Annotated in this window: 16 protein-coding genes; 13 read left to right on the top strand and 3 right to left on the bottom strand. The window is 42.5% G+C overall.

The features are described from left to right. Positions 1-25 precede the first annotated feature (25 nt). Both purM and purN read left to right on the top strand, forming a co-directional pair. Complete coding sequence (gene purM, locus HT669_RS10365; protein ID WP_023938637.1) at positions 26-1,048, top strand: phosphoribosylformylglycinamidine cyclo-ligase; 1,023 nt, start codon at positions 26-28, stop codon at positions 1,046-1,048. Then, the gene (gene purN / locus HT669_RS10360) at positions 1,045-1,596 is read left to right on the top strand and encodes a phosphoribosylglycinamide formyltransferase (RefSeq protein WP_023938635.1); all 552 of its coding nucleotides are present in this window, start codon (positions 1,045-1,047) and stop codon (positions 1,594-1,596) included. Before purM ends, purN begins: the two co-directional genes overlap by 4 nt. Before the next feature lie 356 nt (positions 1,597-1,952). Here the strand turns inward: purN and HT669_RS10355 are convergent, their stop codons facing one another. Further along, the gene (locus HT669_RS10355; RefSeq protein WP_138703024.1) at positions 1,953-2,183 is read right to left on the bottom strand and encodes a hypothetical protein; all 231 of its coding nucleotides are present in this window, start codon (positions 2,181-2,183) and stop codon (positions 1,953-1,955) included. A gap of 118 nt (positions 2,184-2,301) precedes the next feature. On the opposite strand from HT669_RS10355, the gene purH reads away from it, so the two are divergent. The 6 genes from purH to purB all read left to right on the top strand — a co-directional run bounded on the left by purH (position 2,302) and on the right by purB (position 8,594). Further along, positions 2,302-3,849, top strand: coding sequence for a bifunctional phosphoribosylaminoimidazolecarboxamide formyltransferase/IMP cyclohydrolase (purH, locus tag HT669_RS10350; protein WP_031222471.1), 1,548 nt, complete (start codon positions 2,302-2,304; stop codon positions 3,847-3,849). A gap of 121 nt (positions 3,850-3,970) precedes the next feature. Further along, positions 3,971-5,233 carry a phosphoribosylamine--glycine ligase gene (gene purD / locus HT669_RS10345; RefSeq protein WP_050208255.1) on the top strand — a complete coding sequence of 421 codons (1,263 nt, stop codon included), beginning with the start codon at positions 3,971-3,973 and terminating at the stop codon, positions 5,231-5,233. Between the two features lie 193 nt (positions 5,234-5,426). Continuing rightward, positions 5,427-5,918 (top strand): 5-(carboxyamino)imidazole ribonucleotide mutase, encoded by a 492-nt coding sequence (purE, locus tag HT669_RS10340; RefSeq protein ID WP_000165491.1) that lies wholly within the window; start codon positions 5,427-5,429, stop codon positions 5,916-5,918. Beyond that, positions 5,905-6,996, top strand: coding sequence for a 5-(carboxyamino)imidazole ribonucleotide synthase (gene purK, locus HT669_RS10335; protein WP_172933702.1), 1,092 nt, complete (start codon positions 5,905-5,907; stop codon positions 6,994-6,996). Before purE ends, purK begins: the two co-directional genes overlap by 14 nt. A 9-nt stretch (positions 6,997-7,005) precedes the next feature. Continuing rightward, positions 7,006-7,233, top strand: coding sequence for a hypothetical protein (locus tag HT669_RS10330; RefSeq protein WP_000614701.1), 228 nt, complete (start codon positions 7,006-7,008; stop codon positions 7,231-7,233). Between the two features lie 62 nt (positions 7,234-7,295). Beyond that, positions 7,296-8,594 (top strand): adenylosuccinate lyase, encoded by a 1,299-nt coding sequence (gene purB, locus HT669_RS10325; RefSeq protein ID WP_000610745.1) that lies wholly within the window; start codon positions 7,296-7,298, stop codon positions 8,592-8,594. Between the two features lie 54 nt (positions 8,595-8,648). Here the strand turns inward: purB and strH are convergent, their stop codons facing one another. Together strH and HT669_RS10315 are read right to left on the bottom strand one after the other, a co-directional pair. Next, positions 8,649-12,578, bottom strand: a complete 3,930-nt coding sequence (strH, locus tag HT669_RS10320; RefSeq protein WP_000679916.1) for an LPXTG-anchored beta-N-acetylhexosaminidase StrH — start codon at positions 12,576-12,578, stop codon at positions 8,649-8,651. A gap of 315 nt (positions 12,579-12,893) precedes the next feature. Beyond that, positions 12,894-13,610 carry a GntR family transcriptional regulator gene (locus HT669_RS10315; RefSeq protein WP_172922018.1) on the bottom strand — a complete coding sequence of 239 codons (717 nt, stop codon included), beginning with the start codon at positions 13,608-13,610 and terminating at the stop codon, positions 12,894-12,896. A 345-nt stretch (positions 13,611-13,955) separates the two neighbouring features. Between HT669_RS10315 and HT669_RS10310 the strand changes: the two genes are divergently transcribed. The 5 genes from HT669_RS10310 to HT669_RS10290 are packed head-to-tail and all read left to right on the top strand — an operon-like array spanning position 13,956 to position 18,362. Then, positions 13,956-15,743, top strand: coding sequence for a beta-galactosidase (locus HT669_RS10310; protein WP_000196546.1), 1,788 nt, complete (start codon positions 13,956-13,958; stop codon positions 15,741-15,743). Beyond that, entirely contained in the window at positions 15,740-16,216 is a 477-nt protein-coding gene (locus HT669_RS10305; RefSeq protein WP_000156972.1) for a PTS system mannose/fructose/N-acetylgalactosamine-transporter subunit IIB, read from the top strand. The genes HT669_RS10310 and HT669_RS10305 overlap by 4 nt, the downstream gene beginning before the upstream one ends. 27 nt (positions 16,217-16,243) lie before the next feature. Continuing rightward, on the top strand, positions 16,244-17,149 hold the full coding sequence (locus HT669_RS10300) for a PTS mannose/fructose/sorbose/N-acetylgalactosamine transporter subunit IIC (RefSeq protein ID WP_000617007.1): 906 nt from the start codon (positions 16,244-16,246) through the stop codon (positions 17,147-17,149). Beyond that, positions 17,136-17,951, top strand: coding sequence for a PTS system mannose/fructose/sorbose family transporter subunit IID (locus tag HT669_RS10295; protein ID WP_000185300.1), 816 nt, complete (start codon positions 17,136-17,138; stop codon positions 17,949-17,951). Before HT669_RS10300 ends, HT669_RS10295 begins: the two co-directional genes overlap by 14 nt. A 6-nt stretch (positions 17,952-17,957) precedes the next feature. After that, entirely contained in the window at positions 17,958-18,362 is a 405-nt protein-coding gene (locus HT669_RS10290; protein WP_007284837.1) for a PTS sugar transporter subunit IIA, read from the top strand. Positions 18,363-18,658 lie beyond the last annotated feature (296 nt).

Raw genomic sequence — 18,658 nt, 5'->3', positions numbered from 1 at the left:
TCCATAAAAGAAAAGGAATAAAGAAATGGCAAATAAAAATGCGTACGCTCAATCTGGTGTGGATGTTGAAGCGGGTTATGAAGTTGTTGAACGGATTAAAAAGCACGTGGCTCGTACGGAGCGTGCAGGTGTCATTGGAGCTCTTGGTGGCTTTGGTGGCATGTTTGATCTTTCAAAAACAGGTGTCAAAGAGCCCGTATTGATCTCAGGGACGGATGGTGTCGGAACCAAGCTCATGCTGGCTATCAAGTACGACAAGCACGATACTATCGGTCAGGACTGTGTGGCCATGTGTGTCAACGATATCATCGCTGCAGGTGCGGAACCCCTCTATTTTCTCGACTATGTGGCGACAGGTAAGAATGAACCAGCTAAGCTAGAGCAAGTCGTTGCTGGTGTGGCAGAAGGTTGTGTGCAGGCTGGTGCTGCCCTCATCGGTGGGGAAACGGCTGAAATGCCGGGCATGTACGGCGAAGATGACTACGACTTGGCTGGATTTGCGGTTGGTGTGGCTGAAAAATCTCAAATCATTGACGGTTCAAAGGTGGCAAAAGGTGATGTTCTTCTCGGACTCGCTTCAAGTGGGATTCACTCAAATGGTTACTCTCTCGTCCGTCGTGTCTTTGCAGACTACACAGGTGAGGAAGTCCTGCCAGAATTGGAAGGCAAGCAACTCAAGGAAGTTTTGCTTGAGCCGACTCGTATCTATGTCAAGTCTGTTTTGCCACTCATCAAGGAAGAGTTGGTCAACGGCATTGCCCATATCACAGGTGGTGGCTTTATTGAGAATGTCCCTCGTATGTTTGCAGCTGATTTAGCAGCTGAGATTGAGGAAGACAAGGTTCCAGTGCTTCCAATTTTCAAAGCCCTTGAAAAATACGGTGAAATCAAACATGAAGAAATGTTTGAAATCTTCAATATGGGGGTAGGGCTCATACTGGCAGTTAGCCCTGAAAATGTAACTCGTATCAAGGAATTGTTGAATGAACCAGTCTATGAAATTGGTCGTATCGTCAAGAAAGAAAACGAAAGTGTCATCATCAAATGAAAAAAATAGCAGTTTTTGCCTCTGGTAATGGCTCAAATTTTCAGGTGATAGCGGAACAATTTCCAGTAGAGTTTGTCTTTTCAGACCATCGTGACGCCTATGTGCTCGAACGTGCAGACAAGCTTGGTGTCCTATCCTACGCTTTTGAACTCAAGGAGTTTGAGAACAAGGCAGACTACGAAGCGGCCCTTGTCGAACTCTTGGAAGAGCACCAGATTGACTTGGTTTGTCTAGCAGGCTACATGAAAATTGTTGGGCCAACCTTATTGGCAGCCTATGAAGGCCGAATCATCAACATTCATCCAGCCTACCTGCCAGAATTTCCAGGAGCTCATGGGATTGAGGACGCTTGGAATGCTGGTGTTGCTGAGAGTGGCGTGACCATTCACTGGGTGGACTCAGGTGTAGATACAGGGAAGATTATCAAACAAGTGCGTGTGCCACGGCTGGCTGATGATACCATAGAAAGCTTTGAAGCTCGCATCCATGAGGCAGAGTACAAGTTGTATCCGGAAGTGTTGGATAGTTTGAAATTAAGGAGAAAGTAAATTTTGAATAATAAAGTTATTAAGACTTTACTAGATAAAGTTAAAGAATTTGAATATTTTTTTAATGAGTATGAAAAACAATTTTACCCTAAAGTAATAAAAATTAGAAATTTATTTCTAGTTAGCTTAATTGTATTTATTATTCTAATGTTGACAAGTTATGTACTTTGGTTCTGGAATTTTGGTGATTTGTGTGTTAAAATAGTTTCTCTTATTTTTACTGTACTTTCTTTGGGGGGCTTTATTTATCTCAGTCGAAAATTTGATAAAATTTCAGATGGAAAACCTAATAAATTTGAAGAGCTATGTAGAGAAATAAAGTATGAATTGATTCTTATGTATGGAGAAAAAGCTAGTTATGCTGTGAAGTTGTTAATAGCTGATTTGACAGATAAACAGGATAATAAAATTAAGAAGTATGAAAGTTTAGTAAAGTCGGTAGGCATAGTTGGTATAATTTTGGTAACGGCTTTTATCACTTTGGCTTTAAATAAATTATTTGTTGCAGATGAGACAGCTATTTCTGTTGAAACATTTTTGGGTTTAATTTTAATCGTAGCTATAATAGTATGGTTGATTAATTTCATAGATAGTGGAATAAAAAATATTATTAAATACCCCATATGGGGTAAAGCTTCAAAAGAAGTGTATCTAATAGATATTTTATACGAAGTTAAATATATGGTTTTGGAAAAGGAGAATATAATGACTAAACGCGTCTTAATCAGCGTCTCAGACAAAGCGGGCATTGTTGAATTTGCCCAAGAACTCAAAAAACTTGGTTGGGAGATTATCTCAACAGGTGGAACTAAGGTTGCCCTTGATAATGCTGGGGTGGATACCATTGCTATCGATGATGTGACTGGTTTCCCAGAAATGATGGACGGTCGTGTGAAGACCCTCCACCCAAATATCCACGGAGGGCTTCTCGCTCGTCGTGACTTGGATAGCCACTTGGAAGCGGCTAAGGACAACAAGATTGAGCTCATTGACCTTGTGGTGGTCAACCTTTACCCATTTAAGGAAACTATCCTTAAACCAGATGTGACTTATGCTGATGCAGTTGAAAATATCGATATTGGTGGGCCGTCTATGCTTCGTTCAGCAGCGAAAAATCATGCCAGTGTTACAGTTGTGGTAGATCCTGCTGACTACGCTGTGGTTTTGGACGAATTGGCAGCAAACGGCGAAACCTCTTATGAAACTCGCCAACGTTTAGCAGCCAAAGTATTTCGTCACACAGCGGCTTATGACGCCTTGATTGCAGAATACTTCACAGCTCAAGTGGGTGAAAGCAAGCCTGAAAAACTCACTTTGACTTATGACCTCAAGCAACCAATGCGTTACGGTGAAAATCCTCAACAAGATGCCGATTTCTATCAAAAAGCTTTGCCGACAGATTACTCGATTGCATCCGCTAAACAGCTCAACGGTAAGGAATTGTCTTTTAACAATATCCGTGATGCGGATGCTGCCATTCGTATCATCCGTGACTTCAAAGATCGTCCAACCGTTGTGGCTCTCAAACATATGAATCCATGTGGAATTGGTCAAGCTGACGACATCGAGACTGCTTGGGACTATGCTTATGAGTCTGACCCAGTCTCAATTTTCGGTGGAATCGTCGTTCTCAACCGTGAGTTGGATGTTGCGACAGCTGAGAAGATGCATGGTGTTTTCCTTGAAATCATCATCGCACCAAGTTATACGGATGAAGCGCTAGCTATTTTGACTAATAAAAAGAAAAACTTGCGTATCCTTGCCTTGCCATTTGATGCTCAAGAGGCTAGCGAAGTGGAAGCAGAATACACAGGTGTTGTCGGTGGACTTCTGGTACAAAACCAAGACGTGGTCAAAGAAAGCCCAGCTGACTGGCAAGTGGTGACCAAACGCCAGCCAACTGAGACAGAAGCGACTGCTCTTGAGTTTGCTTGGAAAGCTATCAAGTACGTCAAATCAAACGGTATCATCGTAACCAATGACCACATGACACTTGGTGTCGGTCCGGGCCAAACTAACCGTGTGGCTTCTGTTCGCATCGCTATTGATCAAGCTAAAGACCGTCTTGACGGCGCTGTTCTTGCTTCGGATGCCTTCTTCCCATTTGCGGATAATGTGGAAGAAATCGCCAAAGCAGGGATCAGGGCTATCATCCAGCCGGGTGGATCCGTCCGTGACCAAGAGTCTATCGAAGCTGCTGACAAATATGGCTTGACAATGGTCTTTACAGGTGTGAGACATTTTAGACATTAAGAACGTTAAAGGGAAGAAAACAGTTTCTTTCCTTTTTTGGCTTAAAATGCTAACTGAAACAAGATTAAAACGAACTTTTTTGATATAATGTTGGTAAATAATTCGCAAAAGAGGTTGAGAAATGAAACTGCTTGTTGTCGGTTCGGGTGGTCGTGAGCATGCGATTGCTAAAAAGTTACTTGAATCAAAAGGGGTTGAAAGAGTCTTTGTAGCTCCTGGGAATGACGGTATGACTCTGGATGGTCTGAAATTGGTAAATATCTCTATTTCCGAACATTCTAAATTGATTGAGTTTGCAAAAGCCAACGATATTGCTTGGACCTTTATAGGGCCAGATGACGCCCTTGCAGCTGGTATCGTGGATGATTTTAACCAAGCTGGTCTCAAAGCCTTTGGTCCGACAAGATTGGCGGCAGAGTTGGAGTGGTCCAAGGATTTTGCTAAGGAAATCATGGTCAAATACGGCGTTCCGACAGCAACCTATGGCACATTCTCAGATTTCGAGGAAGCCAAGGCCTATATCGAAAAGCAGGGTGCGCCTATCGTAGTCAAGGCGGATGGCCTGGCGCTTGGGAAGGGTGTCGTCGTTGCGGAGAGGGTTGAGCAAGCGGTCGAAGCAGCTCACGAGATGCTTTTGGACAATAAATTTGGTGACTCAGGTGCGCGTGTGGTTATTGAGGAATTCCTTGAAGGAGAGGAATTTTCACTCTTTGCCTTTGTCAATGGGGACAAGTTCTACATCATGCCAACAGCGCAAGACCACAAACGTGCCTATGATGGCGATAAGGGGCCTAACACTGGTGGGATGGGTGCCTATGCGCCAGTTCCACACTTACCACAGAGTGTAGTTGATACAGCGGTTGAGACTATTGTCAAGCCAATCCTTGAAGGGATGATCAAAGAAGGCCGTCCGTATCTTGGCATCCTCTATGCAGGGCTTATCCTGACAGCAGAAGATCCTAAAGTCATCGAGTTCAATGCTCGCTTTGGAGATCCTGAAACACAGATTATCTTGCCTCGTTTGACATCTGACTTTGCACAAAATATTACAGATATTCTGGATAGCAAGGAGCCAAACATCACCTGGACGGATAAGGGTGTGACTCTGGGTGTGGTTGTCGCATCCAAGGGCTACCCGCTAGACTATGAAAGGGGCGTTGAGTTGCCAGCCAAGACAGAAGGCGATGTCATCACCTACTATGCAGGGGCTAAGTTTGCGGAAAATAGCAGAGCACTGATCTCAAACGGCGGACGAGTTTATATGCTCGTTACCACAGCAGCCACCGTCAAAGAAGCCCAAGCCAGCATCTACCAAGAACTATCCCAACAAAAAATAGAAGGACTCTTCTACCGAACAGATATCGGAAGCAAGGCAATTAAGTAAAGATATAAGAATAACGCGCCGTAGTCGCCAAACACGATAATGGTCGTCGTGGTGAAAAGACCAGAACAGTGAATGTTCTGGTCAGGGGGAAACTTTGAGACCTTAGGCTCAAAGTTTAGGAATGAAACCGAAGGTTTGCTTCCGTCCCCACCACCTAAGACCATTATCAAAAAAGAAGAAAAAAGGAAAAATTATGACTAAACCAATTATTTCCATCATCATGGGCTCAAAATCCGACTGGGCAACCATGCAAAAAACAGCAGAAGTCCTAGACCGCTTCGGTGTAGCCTACGAGAAGAAGGTTGTCTCTGCCCACCGCACACCAGACCTCATGTTCAGACATGCCGAAGAAGCTCGTAGCCGTGGCATCAAGGTCATTATCGCAGGTGCAGGTGGCGCAGCCCACTTGCCAGGAATGGTAGCTGCCAAAACAACCCTTCCAGTCATTGGCGTGCCAGTCAAATCTCGTGCCCTTAGTGGCGTGGATTCACTCTATTCTATCGTTCAGATGCCGGGTGGGGTGCCTGTTGCGACAATGGCTATCGGTGAAGCTGGTGCGACAAATGCGGCTCTCTTCGCCCTCCGTCTTCTTTCAGTAGAGGATCAAGCTATCGCGACGGCTTTGGCAGATTTTGCAGAAGAACAAGGAAAAATCGCAGAGGAGTCTACCAATGAGCTCATCTAAAACAATCGGAATTATCGGTGGCGGTCAACTGGGTCAGATGATGGCCATTTCTGCTATCTACATGGGGCACAAGGTTATCGCGCTGGATCCTGCGGCGGATTGCCCGGCCTCTCGCGTGGCGGAAATCATTGTGGCACCTTATAACGATGTGGACGCCCTCCGTCAGTTGGCAGACCGTTGCGATGTCCTCACTTACGAGTTTGAAAATGTCGACGCTGACGGTTTGGATGCCGTTATCAAGGATGGACAACTCCCTCAAGGAACAGATCTGCTCCGCATTTCGCAAAATCGTATTTTTGAAAAGGACTTTTTGTCAAACAAGGCTCAAGTCACTGTGGCACCCTACAAGGTCGTGACTTCTAGCCTAGACTTGGCAGATATCGACTTGTCGAAAAACTATGTCTTCAAGACTGCGACTGGTGGCTACGATGGTCATGGACAAAAGGTTATTCGTTCAGAAGCAGACTTGGAAGCAGCCTATGCGCTAGCAGACTCAGCAGACTGCGTCTTGGAAGAATTTATCAACTTTGACCTTGAGATTTCTGTCATCGTGTCAGGAAATGGCAAGGAGGTGACGTTTTTCCCAGTTCAGGAAAATATCCACCGCAACAATATCCTGTCTAAGACCATCGTACCAGCCCGCATTTCTGAAAGTCTAGTAGACAAGGCTAAAGCTATGGCAGTGCGAATCGCAGAACAACTCAACTTGTCTGGAACTCTCTGTGTGGAAATGTTTGCGACTGATGATGACGTTATTGTCAATGAAATCGCCCCACGACCACATAACTCTGGGCACTATTCTATTGAAGCCTGTGATTTCTCTCAGTTTGACACCCATATTCTCGGTGTTCTCGGAGCACCATTACCAGTCATCAAACTCCATGCGCCAGCCGTTATGCTTAATGTCCTCGGTCAGCATGTCGAGGCTGCTGAGCAATATGTGACAGAAAATTCAAGCGCCCACCTCCACATGTATGGTAAAATAGAAGCGAAGCACAACCGCAAGATGGGACATGTGACCTTGTTTAGTGATGTACCGGATAGTGTGGATGAGCTTGGGGAAGGGATTGATTTTTAGGACAAGTCTATGATACAAATTATCGTTAATACATTTATTGAAAAGGATAAGACTGGAGCAGTTGTTGAAGTGTTGTATGCCAGTGCTGACCAAGATAAGGTACAAGCTAAATATGAAGAACTAGCTGCACAATACCCCGAAAATTATTTAGCTATCTATGATGTACCGCTGGATACGGATTTGAATACACTAGATCATTACCCGTCTGTGTTTATTGAAAAAGAGGAGTTTGAGTAGAAATCTTGGTTTACCTAGATAGCTTATTCCCAACAGCTTAAGAAGAAAGGAAAAATTAACACATGATCAACCGTTACTCTCGCCCTGAGATGGCGAATATTTGGAGTGAAGAAAATAAATACCGTGCTTGGCTTGAGGTGGAAATCCTCTCTGACGAGGCATGGGCTGAGTTGGGGGAAATCCCTAAGGAAGATGTGGCTTTGATTCGCAAGAAGGCGGACTTTGACATCGACCGTATTTTGGAAATTGAGCAGGAGACGCGCCACGATGTGGTGGCTTTCACGCGTGCGGTTTCTGAGACTCTTGGTGAAGAGCGCAAGTGGGTTCACTATGGGTTAACTTCTACCGACGTGGTGGATACTGCTTATGGTTACCTCTACAAGCAGGCCAACGACATCATCCGTCGTGACCTTGAAAACTTCACTAATATCATCGCTGACAAGGCCAAGGAGCACAAGTTCACCATCATGATGGGGCGTACTCATGGTGTGCACGCTGAGCCGACAACCTTTGGTCTTAAATTGGCAACTTGGTACAGCGAAATGAAACGCAATATCGAGCGTTTCGAGCATGCAGCTGCTGGTGTAGAAGCTGGTAAGATTTCTGGTGCGGTTGGGAACTTTGCCAATATCCCACCATTTGTAGAGGAGTATGTCTGCGATAAACTTGGCATCCGTGCCCAAGAAATCTCTACACAAGTCCTTCCTCGTGACCTTCACGCTGAGTACTTTGCGGTTCTTGCCAGCATTGCGACTTCAATCGAACGTATGGCGACTGAGATTCGTGGTCTACAAAAATCTGAGCAACGCGAAGTAGAAGAGTTCTTTGCTAAAGGGCAAAAAGGGTCTTCAGCAATGCCTCACAAACGCAACCCAATCGGTTCTGAAAATATGACTGGTCTGGCGCGTGTCATTCGTGGTCACATGATTACGGCTTATGAAAACGTCGCTCTCTGGCACGAACGCGATATTTCTCACTCATCAGCTGAGCGTATCATCACACCAGATACGACCATTTTGATTGACTACATGCTCAACCGTTTTGGAAATATCGTCAAGAACTTGACAGTCTTCCCAGAAAATATGATCCGAAACATGAACTCGACTTTTGGTCTTATCTTTAGCCAACGGGCTATGTTGACATTGATTGAAAAAGGCATGACCCGTGAGCAAGCCTATGACTTGGTGCAACCAAAAACAGCCTACTCTTGGGACAACCAAGTAGACTTTAAACCACTTCTTGAGGCAGATTCAGAAGTAACATCACGTCTCACTCAAGAAGAAATCGATGAAATCTTCAACCCAGTTTATTACACCAAACGAGTGGATGATATCTTTGAACGTCTTGGACTAGGTGATTAATTAAAAAATAAACAGCGAGCTTCAATCTCGCTGTTTATTTTTTATCGAAAAGACTTAGTCTTCTTTTCTTTTAGTGAGTCCATAGGCTGCTAGTGTGGACATGAGTCCTGCGACTACTAGTCCTGCAGAATCGTGAGTTCCTGTTTCAGGAAGTTTTTTCTCTGTTACCACAGGAGCTGGATCTTGAGGAAGAGCTTTGCTTTCCTCAGCAGGAGCAGTTGATGGAGCTGGTTGGCTTGGGATTTCTAGTTTTGGTTTTTCTTCAGCAATAGCGGCTTGTCCGTTTTCATCGCCTACATGTGTTACCATAGTTCCGACTTCGACTATTTGAGTAACGGCTTCCTGTGCTACGACACTATTTACAAGTGTTTTCACTTCCTTACCATCGGCAGAAGTGCTCACAGAGTAGAAGTTGCTACGATGTCCATTGACGCCCTTAGTAATGACTTGTGTTTTTCCTTTGAGTAAGAGTGGATTTTCACGAGTCACTGTGGTAAATGGAATTTCTTCTTTTTGGATATCCAGTCTAGGTTTTACCTCAGTAGTTGGTGCAAGACCACTTTCATCACCCTTGTGAGTTACAGGAGCGCCAACTTCAACCACTTGGTTTATAACTTCTTTGGTTACCTGGCTATCAAGGACTGTTTCTGTTGTTTTTCCATTTTCAGTGAGTACAGAGATGTAATGAGTTCGTTCACCTTTGACTCCTGCTGTGATAATATTTTCCTGACCAGCTGGGAGGTTAGGATTTTCTTTCTTGATAACTTCAAATGGAATTTCTTCAGTTCTTGTGATGAGTTCTGGTCTGGTTTCAACATTGGCAGCCACTTCATTTTCATCTAGGCTTCCTGAATGAGTTGCAGCTGGTTTGAGGCCTTGAAGAGCGGCTTTTAGGTTGGCTACAAGTGTGTCAAGCTCAGCTTGTTTATTACGGTTGAGGTTGTAATTTAGAGCTGTTTTAGCTGCGTCAAGGGCCTCAAGACTTTCTTTACTATATCCTTCTAAGTTTGTAGGAATTTTAGCTAATTCTTCGCGGAGAGCATTATAATTAGCACGGAAGTAGTCTTTGTTGTGGTCTGCAAAGGCAGTCATGAGTTCAAAGATTTCCTCTTCCTTGTATTCAGCGCTTGGTCTATCTGCCCAGATTGAAAGCATACTTCCGACTGTTGGAAGATCTACTTCAGGATATTTGGTAGAAGCTAGTTGATTGAATGGTGTTTTTCCAGAATTTTCAATTGCCTTTGAAAGAGGATAAGCTTCATCTTGTTTGTGATTTCCTAAAACATAGTACCAGTCACCGTTGGTATTCAAGAACTTATAACCTTTGTTTGCCAGATACTGAGGTGACGCAAGGTTGTAGCCCCACCAGCCTTTAGACCAGTAAGAAATCAAGACATCTTTATCGAATTCAGCATCATCCTTGTCTTCGTAATAGAAGCCATCGTTGAAGGCCATTGGTTGTAGCCCTCTTTCCTTAGCCATAGCAGCTAGACTGTTAGAATAGTCTGCAAACTTGTTATAGAGTCCATACCATTTGAGGTAGTACCAACCTTGGGCGTTGGTCGCATCATTGGCATATTCATCTGTACCATAGTTGAATATCTTTGATTTATCAGCAAAGTAATCCATATACTTACCGATAAGGGCTTTGGTAAAGTTAAGGGCTTCTTGATTTTCAAGGTCCATGGTTGTTTTTGAAACTTTATCAAAGTTTGCTTGAGGATTTTTAGTACCTAATTTTTCCATGGCAACCAGCATAGCATCCATGTGACCTGGACTGTTAATAGCTGGGATGAGACCGATGTCCTTAGATTTAGCGTATTCAATTAGCTCTGTCACTTCTGCCTGTGTTAGTGCAGTACCGTTTGGATCGTCGTAGTAAGCTTTAGTTCCTTCGATAATAGCTTTTTTAACGTCATCACTAGCATAGGTTTTTCCGTTGGCAGTAATGGTCATATCATCGAGTAGAAAGCGAAGTCCGTCATTTCCTAGAAGGAGATGAACATCAGAATATCCGAGCTCACTGGCCTTGTCTACGATGCGTTTGAGCTGGTTCAGAGTAAAGTATTTGCGACCTGCATCGATGGAAATGACTTTATTCTTATTCAGTTTTTCAAGTTCGCGTTTAGCATCCTCTTCTTTTTGTGCTTCTGGAGTTAAAGCCAAGTTTTTAATAGCATCTTGAAGGCTTGCGATTGCTTGATCAATCGTATCCTGTTGAGCACGGCTGAGGTTGCTATCGAGTGAACGGATGGCTTTTTCAGCTTCTTTGACAGCAGCAAAACTTTCAGCAGTATAACGGTTAGAGTCTTTTGGAATAGTTTCTAGTGCTTTTTCTGCAGGTTGATAGTTGGCTGCGAAGTATTCAGCGTTGGCATTTGCAAAATGACGCATGAGTTTGAAGAGGCGAGATGGAGAATAACGTGCAGATGGGGTATCGGCCCAAGCAGCTACCATACCACCGATGATTGGGACATCAGCTCCTTCTGTTTTTGGTACAGAAGTGATTGGTGTGTTTTTAATACCATTGAGCCCCTGATCGAGATTGTACCAACCTTGGTCATCAGCGTTTCGTCCAAGAACGTAGTACCAAGCATCATTGGTATTAAGGATTTGGTGACCTTTTTCAGCTAGTAGTTTAGAAGAAGCGACATCGTAGCCTCCCCAACCACCAGTCCACATAGAAACGATGATGTCTTTGTCAAAACTACCAAAGCTTGTGTCGCTATTGTAGTAGATACCGTCGTTAAAGGCCATTGGTTTGAGACCGTGCGATTTTACAATACGAGCGAGGTCATTGGCGTAGGCAATAAATTTTTCATAGCCTTTTACAGGGTAGCCTTCGTTTGGATAGTATTTATCAGCTTGAAGCACACTCCAACCTTTAGCATCTGTCGCATCATTGGCATATTCATCAAGTCCGATGTTGAAGATTTCAGTTTTTTTCGCGAAATAAGCAGCATACTTGTCGATAAGGGCTTTTGTAAAAGCGACAGCTTGTTCGTTGTCAAGATCGACAGTACGGGCTGATTCCTTCCCAAAATAGCTAAAGTTAGGGTTTTGGATTCCCAATTCTTTCATGGCATTGAGAATCGCATCCATGTGACCAGGACTATTTACTGTCGGAATGAGACCGATACCTTTATCTTTTGCATAGTTAATCAGATCTGTCATTTGACTTTCTGTTAAGTGATTGCCGTTTGGATCGTTGTAATAATCATTTGTACCTTTTTCAATGGCGCGTTTGACATCGTCACTGGCATAGGTCTTGCCGTTAGCTGTGATGCTCATATCGTCCAACATGAAACGAAGTCCATCATTTCCGACTAATAGGTGTAAATCAGTGTAGCCATAATGTTTCGCTTTATCGATGATTTCCTTGAGCTGTTCTGGTGAGAAATATTTACGTCCAGCATCAATAGAAACAATTTTCTTTTTCGCTAGTTTTTCACTTACAGTTGCAGCACGTTCCTTTCCTGCCTCTGTTGCCGGTTTGTCAGCCTCTGCTTTCGCTTCATTTTTTTTAGCATCTTTTTCAGCTGGTTTATCCTTGTCAGTCTTGTCTGTATTTGACTCTTTAGAATCAATCTCTTTAGCTTCTTCTGCCTTTTTATTAGCAGTTTCTTTTTCAGCAGAAGTTGGAGTTACCACCTCTGCTTTATCACTAGGAGTTGAACTAACTTCCTCTTGTGGTTTTTCTTCTGTTTTTGGAAGACTAGCTACCTTATCAGTAGCTGGAGTTTCTGTTTCTACAGTTTTTGGAGCTTCTGGTTGAAGCTCTGCTTTAGGTGTTTCCTCAGTCCGATTTTCGGATGATTGAGGGGAATCAGAAACCGTATGGATGGTCGGTTGGTTTTCTGTAGTAGTAGGAGTAACTCCATCGGCTGCAACAGTCTGTGCTTGGAAGGCAAATCCAATTAGAACAGAAGCTGCTCCTACAGCGTATTTACGAATAGAAAAACGCTGTTGTTTTTCATGTTTCATTGCAAAACCTCCTGATTGCATTGTTATATTGATAGCGATTATATAAATCAACGCCTTTATTTTATTTCTTATATTAACGAGAGTCAAGAGGAGATGACAAAAAACTATAATAAGTATAAAAAAATATAAAATTTAAGCTTAAGATTTCAGATTAGTCGGAAAAAATACGTATATATATCTAGTATAATTTTTGGTTCTATTTCTATAAAATATTCCACAAATTATAGAATCTTCCAAAAATAGGTAAGCGCTACCTTTTTGGTGTGGTATAATAAGCATAGAAAAAGCCCGAGCGATTAGGCTCAGGCTTTCTTCTTAGTGATCACGGTCACATGAGATGAATTTAATCTTGTAGTAATCAGATTGTTTGTAAGTTTCACTGTATTCTAAAACTTGGCCAGTTGATTCGAGTTTGGTGATTTTAGTTTGTAGGACAGTAGGGAATTGTTCATCGACTCCGAGGACTGAAGCCGCATGTTCTGGAGTTGGAAAGACTATTTCGTTGATTTCTTCAAAGTGTTCATCATTCATGTGAATGTGGTAGTCTAACTTGAAACGATTATAGATAGAACTATAGTATTCAAGGTTTGGATAATTTGCGTTGATATATTGTTCTGGGATGTAGGATGTATGGTAGATATAAACGACACCGTTTGATTCGCGGATACGTTCAATCTTGTAGTAGAATTGATCGCCGCGTAGACCCAATTTTTCCAAGTAAACAAGCTTGTTTCCGCGTTCAATTGAAAGAACAGTTACCTTATCATCTTTAGCATTGAAGAGTTCAATATCTGAAAACTCTACAAGCTTGTGTTTGCGTGCACGTGAAACGAAGGTTCCTTTTCCTTGTTGGCGGACAATATAGCCATCTTTGGCAAGGTCGTTTAAGGCGCGAACAACTGTGATAGAGCTGACATCGTACATTGAAATGAGTTCTGCTTCAGTGTAAAATTTATCTCCACTGCTAAACTGCCCAGAGATGATTTTATTTTTTAATTCGTCTTTTATGTATTGATATTTGGGAATTGCCATATTTTTACCTCTATTTTCCTTCTCCATAGAAAATTTTACCATAAAAGCGAAAAAAATAGTAGTCTTTTGAATAAAAAATTAGATAACAGATTAAAAAATTAAGTTACATAGGCATTGCTCATATTTTATAAATGTATTTTATACAAAATTATTTTAGGTTCTCTATTCCGAATGTAAAGAGCGTTTGAAATGGGTCTGAAAATGTTTGAAACTAATTGAACGTGTGTATAATAGTAAAATTACAGTAAATATTCCGACAATTTCTATTGACAATTCAAACAGATTGGTTTATAATTACTATAACAACGAGTGAAAGCGCAAACTTTGCAATCAAAAGGTAGTTTTATGACACGATTTGAGATACGAGACGATTTCTATTTAGATGGGAAACCGTTCAAGATTTTGTCCGGCGCCATTCATTATTTTAGGATTCCTCCAGAGGATTGGTATCATTCGCTCTATAACTTGAAGGCTCTTGGTTTTAATACGGTAGAGACTTATGTGGCTTGGAATTTACACGAGCCTCGTGAGGGTGAGTTTCATTTTGAAGGAGCTCTGGATTTGGAGCGATTTCTACAGACAGCGCAAGACTTGGGTCTCTACGCTATCGTTCGTCCGTCACCCTTCATCTGTGCGGAGTGGGAATTCGGTGGTTTACCAGCCTGGCTCTTAACCAAAGACATGAGGATTCGTTCTTCAGATCCTGCCTATATTGAGGCTGTCGGTCGCTATTATGATCAGCTCTTGCCACGACTGGTTCCACATCTGTTGGACAATGGTGGCAATATCCTCATGATGCAGGTTGAAAATGAGTATGGTTCTTATGGAGAAGATAAGGCTTACCTGAGAGCCATTCGACAGCTGATGGAAGAGCGTGGCGTAACCTGTCCTCTCTTTACATCAGATGGTCCTTGGAGAGCTACTCTGAAAGCGGGAACCTTAATCGAAGATGACCTCTTTGTAACAGGGAACTTTGGTTCTAAGGCACCTTACAACTTTTCACAGATGCAGGAATTCTTTGATGAGCATGGCAAGAAATGGCCGCTCATGTGTATGGAGTTCTGGGATGGCTGGTTCAATCGTTGGAAAGAACCGATTATCACACGGGATCCTAAGGAATTGGCAGATGCAGTTCGAGAGGTTTTGGAACAAGGCTCCATCAATCTTTACATGTTCCACGGTGGTACAAACTTTGGCTTCATGAATGGTTGCTCAGCTCGAGGGACTTTGGACCTGCCACAAGTTACATCTTATGATTACGATGCTCTTCTGGATGAAGAAGGAAATCCAACTGCCAAATACTTGGCAGTCAAGAAGATGATGGCAACACATTTCCCAGAGTATCCGCAGTTAGAACCACTCTACAAAGAGAGTATGGAGTTGGATGCTATACCAATAGTAGAAAAAGTTTCCTTGTTTGAAACCTTGGATAGCTTGTCAAGTCCAGTAGAAAGCCTCTATCCTAAAAAGATGGAGGAGCTGGGACAAAGCTATGGTTACTTACTCTATCGAACAGAAACAAACTGGGATGCAGAAGAAGAAAGACTTCGTATCATTGACGGTCGAGATAGGGCCCAGCTGTATGTCGATGGTCAGTGGATTAAAACCCAATATCAGACAGAGATTGGGGAAGATATTTTTTATCAAGGTGAAAAGAAAGCGTTATCTAGGATTGACATATTGATAGAAAATATGGGGCGTGTCAACTATGGGCATAAGTTCTTAGCAGATACGCAACGTAAGGGAATTCGGACAGGGGTTTGTAAGGATTTGCATTTCTTACTGAACTGGAAACACTATCCACTCCCACTAGACAATCCTAAGAAAATTGATTTTTCAAAAGGATGGACTCAAGGACAACCAGCCTTTTACGCTTATGACTTTACAGTCCAAGAGCCAAAAGATACTTACCTAGACTTGTCTGAGTTTGGTAAGGGAGTTGCCTTTGTCAATGGGCAGAATCTAGGACGTTTTTGGAACGTCGGCCCAACCCTCTCACTTTATATCCCTCATAGCTATCTCAAGGAAGGTGCCAACCGCATCATCATCTTTGAAACAGAGGGCCAATATAAAGAAGAGATTCATTTAACTCGTAAACCTACACTAAAACACATAAAGGGGGAAAACTTATGACAATTGTAGGATGCCGTATCGATGGACGTTTGATCCACGGACAAGTAGCCAATCTTTGGGCTGGAAAACTAAATGTTTCACGTATTATGGTTGTAGATGACGAAGTTGTCAACAACGATGTTGAAAAGAGTGGTTTGAAACTTGCGACACCACCAGGTGTAAAATTGAGTATTTTGCCAATTGAGAAAGCGGCAGCCAATATTCTTGCTGGTAAATACGATAGCCAACGTCTCTTTATCGTTGCTCGTAAACCAGACCGCTTCCTTGGTTTGGTAGAAGCAGGTGTACCACTTGAAACCCTTAATGTTGGGAATATGTCTCAAACACCAGAAACTCGCCCTATCACACGTTCTATCAACGTAGTAGACAAGGATGTGGAAGATTTCCACAAATTGGCAGAAAAAGGTGTTAAACTTACTGCTCAAATGGTTCCAAATGATCCAATTTCAGACTTTTTGAGCTTATTAAAATAGGAAAAAATTTTTTAGGAGGTCATTGTTATGATACAATGGTGGCAAATTTTACTTCTCACTTTGTACTCAGCTTATCAAATCTGTGATGAGTTGACGATCGTTTCATCTGCAGGTTCCCCTGTATTTGCTGGTTTCATTACTGGTTTAATCATGGGAGATGTGACTACTGGTTTGCTTATCGGTGGTAACTTGCAACTGTTCGTTCTTGGGGTTGGTACCTTCGGTGGTGCTTCTCGTATCGACGCAACTTCTGGTGCGGTTCTTGCGACAGCCTTCTCTGTTTCACAAGGAATTGATGCACCGCTTGCCATTACTACAATCGCTGTACCAGTAGCAACTCTCTTGACTTACTTCGACGTTCTTGGTCGTATGACTACTACCTTCTTCGCTCACCGTGTGGATGCTGCCATCGAACGCTTTGACTATAAAGGTATTGAACGCAACTACTTGCTTGGTGCGATTCCTTGGGCTTTATCTCGTGCCCTTCCAGTCTTCTTTGCCCTTGCTTTTGGTGGTGAATTTGTACAAGGCGTAGTAGACTTCGTTACAAAATACCAATGGATTGCAGATGGTTTGACACTCGCAGGACGTATGCTTCCAGGTCTTGGATTTGCAATCTTGCTTCGTTACCTTCCAGTTAAACGTAACCTTCATTACCTTGCTATGGGATTTGGTTTGACAGCTATGTTGACTGTTCTTTACTCATATGTAACAGGTCTTGGTGGCGCTGTTGCTGGTATCGTAGGTACTCTTCCTGCTGAAGTTGCTGAAAAAATTGGTTTCGTGAACAACTTCAAAGGATTGTCTATGATTGGTATCTCTATCGTAGGTATTTTCCTTGCAGTGCTTCACTTCAAAAATAGCCAAAAAGTAGCTGTAGCAGCACCTTCTACACCATCAGAAAGTGGGGAAATCGAAGATGACGAATTCTAATTACAAACTAACAAAAGAAGATTTTAATCAAATCAACAAACGTAGCTTGTTTACTTTCCAATTAGGTTGGAACTACGAACGTATGCAAGCTTCTGGTTACCTTTACATGATCTTGCCTCAGTTGCGTAAAATGTATGGGGATGGAACTCCTGAATTGAAAGAAATGATGAAAGTTCATACTCAATTCTTCAATACTTCACCATTCTTCCATACTATTATCGCTGGTTTTGACCTTGCCATGGAAGAAAAAGATGGTGTAGGTTCAAAAGACGCCGTTAACGGTATCAAGACAGGTTTGATGGGACCATTCGCTCCTCTTGGGGATACAATCTTTGGTTCACTTGTACCTGCTATCATGGGGTCAGTCGCAGCAACTATGGCTATCGCTGGCCAACCTTGGGGGATCTTCCTTTGGATTGCAGTTGCAGTAGCGTATGACATCTTCCGTTGGAAACAGTTGGAATTTGCTTACAAAGAAGGGGTTAACCTTATCAACAACATGCAAAGTACCTTGACAGCTTTGATTGACGCTGCATCTGTACTTGGTGTCTTCATGATGGGTGCTCTTGTAGCAACAGTGATTAACTTTGAAATTTCTTACAAGTTGCCAATCGGTGAAAAGATGATTGATTTCCAAGACATCTTGAACCAAATCTTCCCACGTTTGCTTCCAGCAATCTTTACTGCGTTTATCTTCTGGTTGCTTGGTAAGAAAGGTATGAACTCTACTAAAGCTATCGGTATTATTATCGTACTTGCTTTGACTCTTTCTGCCCTTGGTCACTTTGCACTTGGAATGTAATTCCTTATGACTAAATCATTAATTTTGGTGAGCCATGGTCGCTTCTGTGAGGAGCTTAGAGGTAGCACAGAAATGATTATGGGCCCACAAGACAACATTTACACAGTAGCTCTTCTTCCAGAAGATGGCCCAGAAGAATTTACTGCTAAATTTGAAGCTGTTATTGAAGGGGTGGATGATTTCCTAGTCTTTGCGGATCTTCTCGGTGGGACACCTTGTAATGTGGTGAGTCGCTTGATCATGGAAGGTCGTGATATTGACCTTTACGCAGGGATGAATCTTCCAATGGTGATTGAATTTATCAATGCGAGCCTTACAGGCGCAGATGCGGACTACAAGAGCCGTGCTGCAGAAAGTATTGTGAAAGTTAATGACCTGTTAGCGGGCTTCGATGATGACGAAGATGAATAATACTCTTCGAAAATCTCTTCAAACTACGTCAACGTCGCCTTGCCGTAGGTATATGTTACTGACTTCGTCAGTCTTATCCGCAACCTCAAAGCAGTGCTTTGAGCAACCTGCGGCTAGTTTCCTAGTTTGCTCTTTGATTTTCATTGAGTATAAATAGATGGAAAAGAAAATCTTGTACAAGTTCCTGACAATTTCTTTCTTTTCGTGTATAATAGTGGAAAAGAGCTAAAACGAGGTATGGTTATGGAAGCAGTCCTTTACTCAACATTCCGAAATCATTTAAAGGACTACATGAA

This window comes from Streptococcus sp. 2100, assembly GCF_013276335.1.
GTDB lineage: Bacteria > Bacillota > Bacilli > Lactobacillales > Streptococcaceae > Streptococcus > Streptococcus pseudopneumoniae.
Note: the sequence above shows the minus strand (reverse complement) of the source record. Positions and strands in the feature narration are given on the sequence as shown.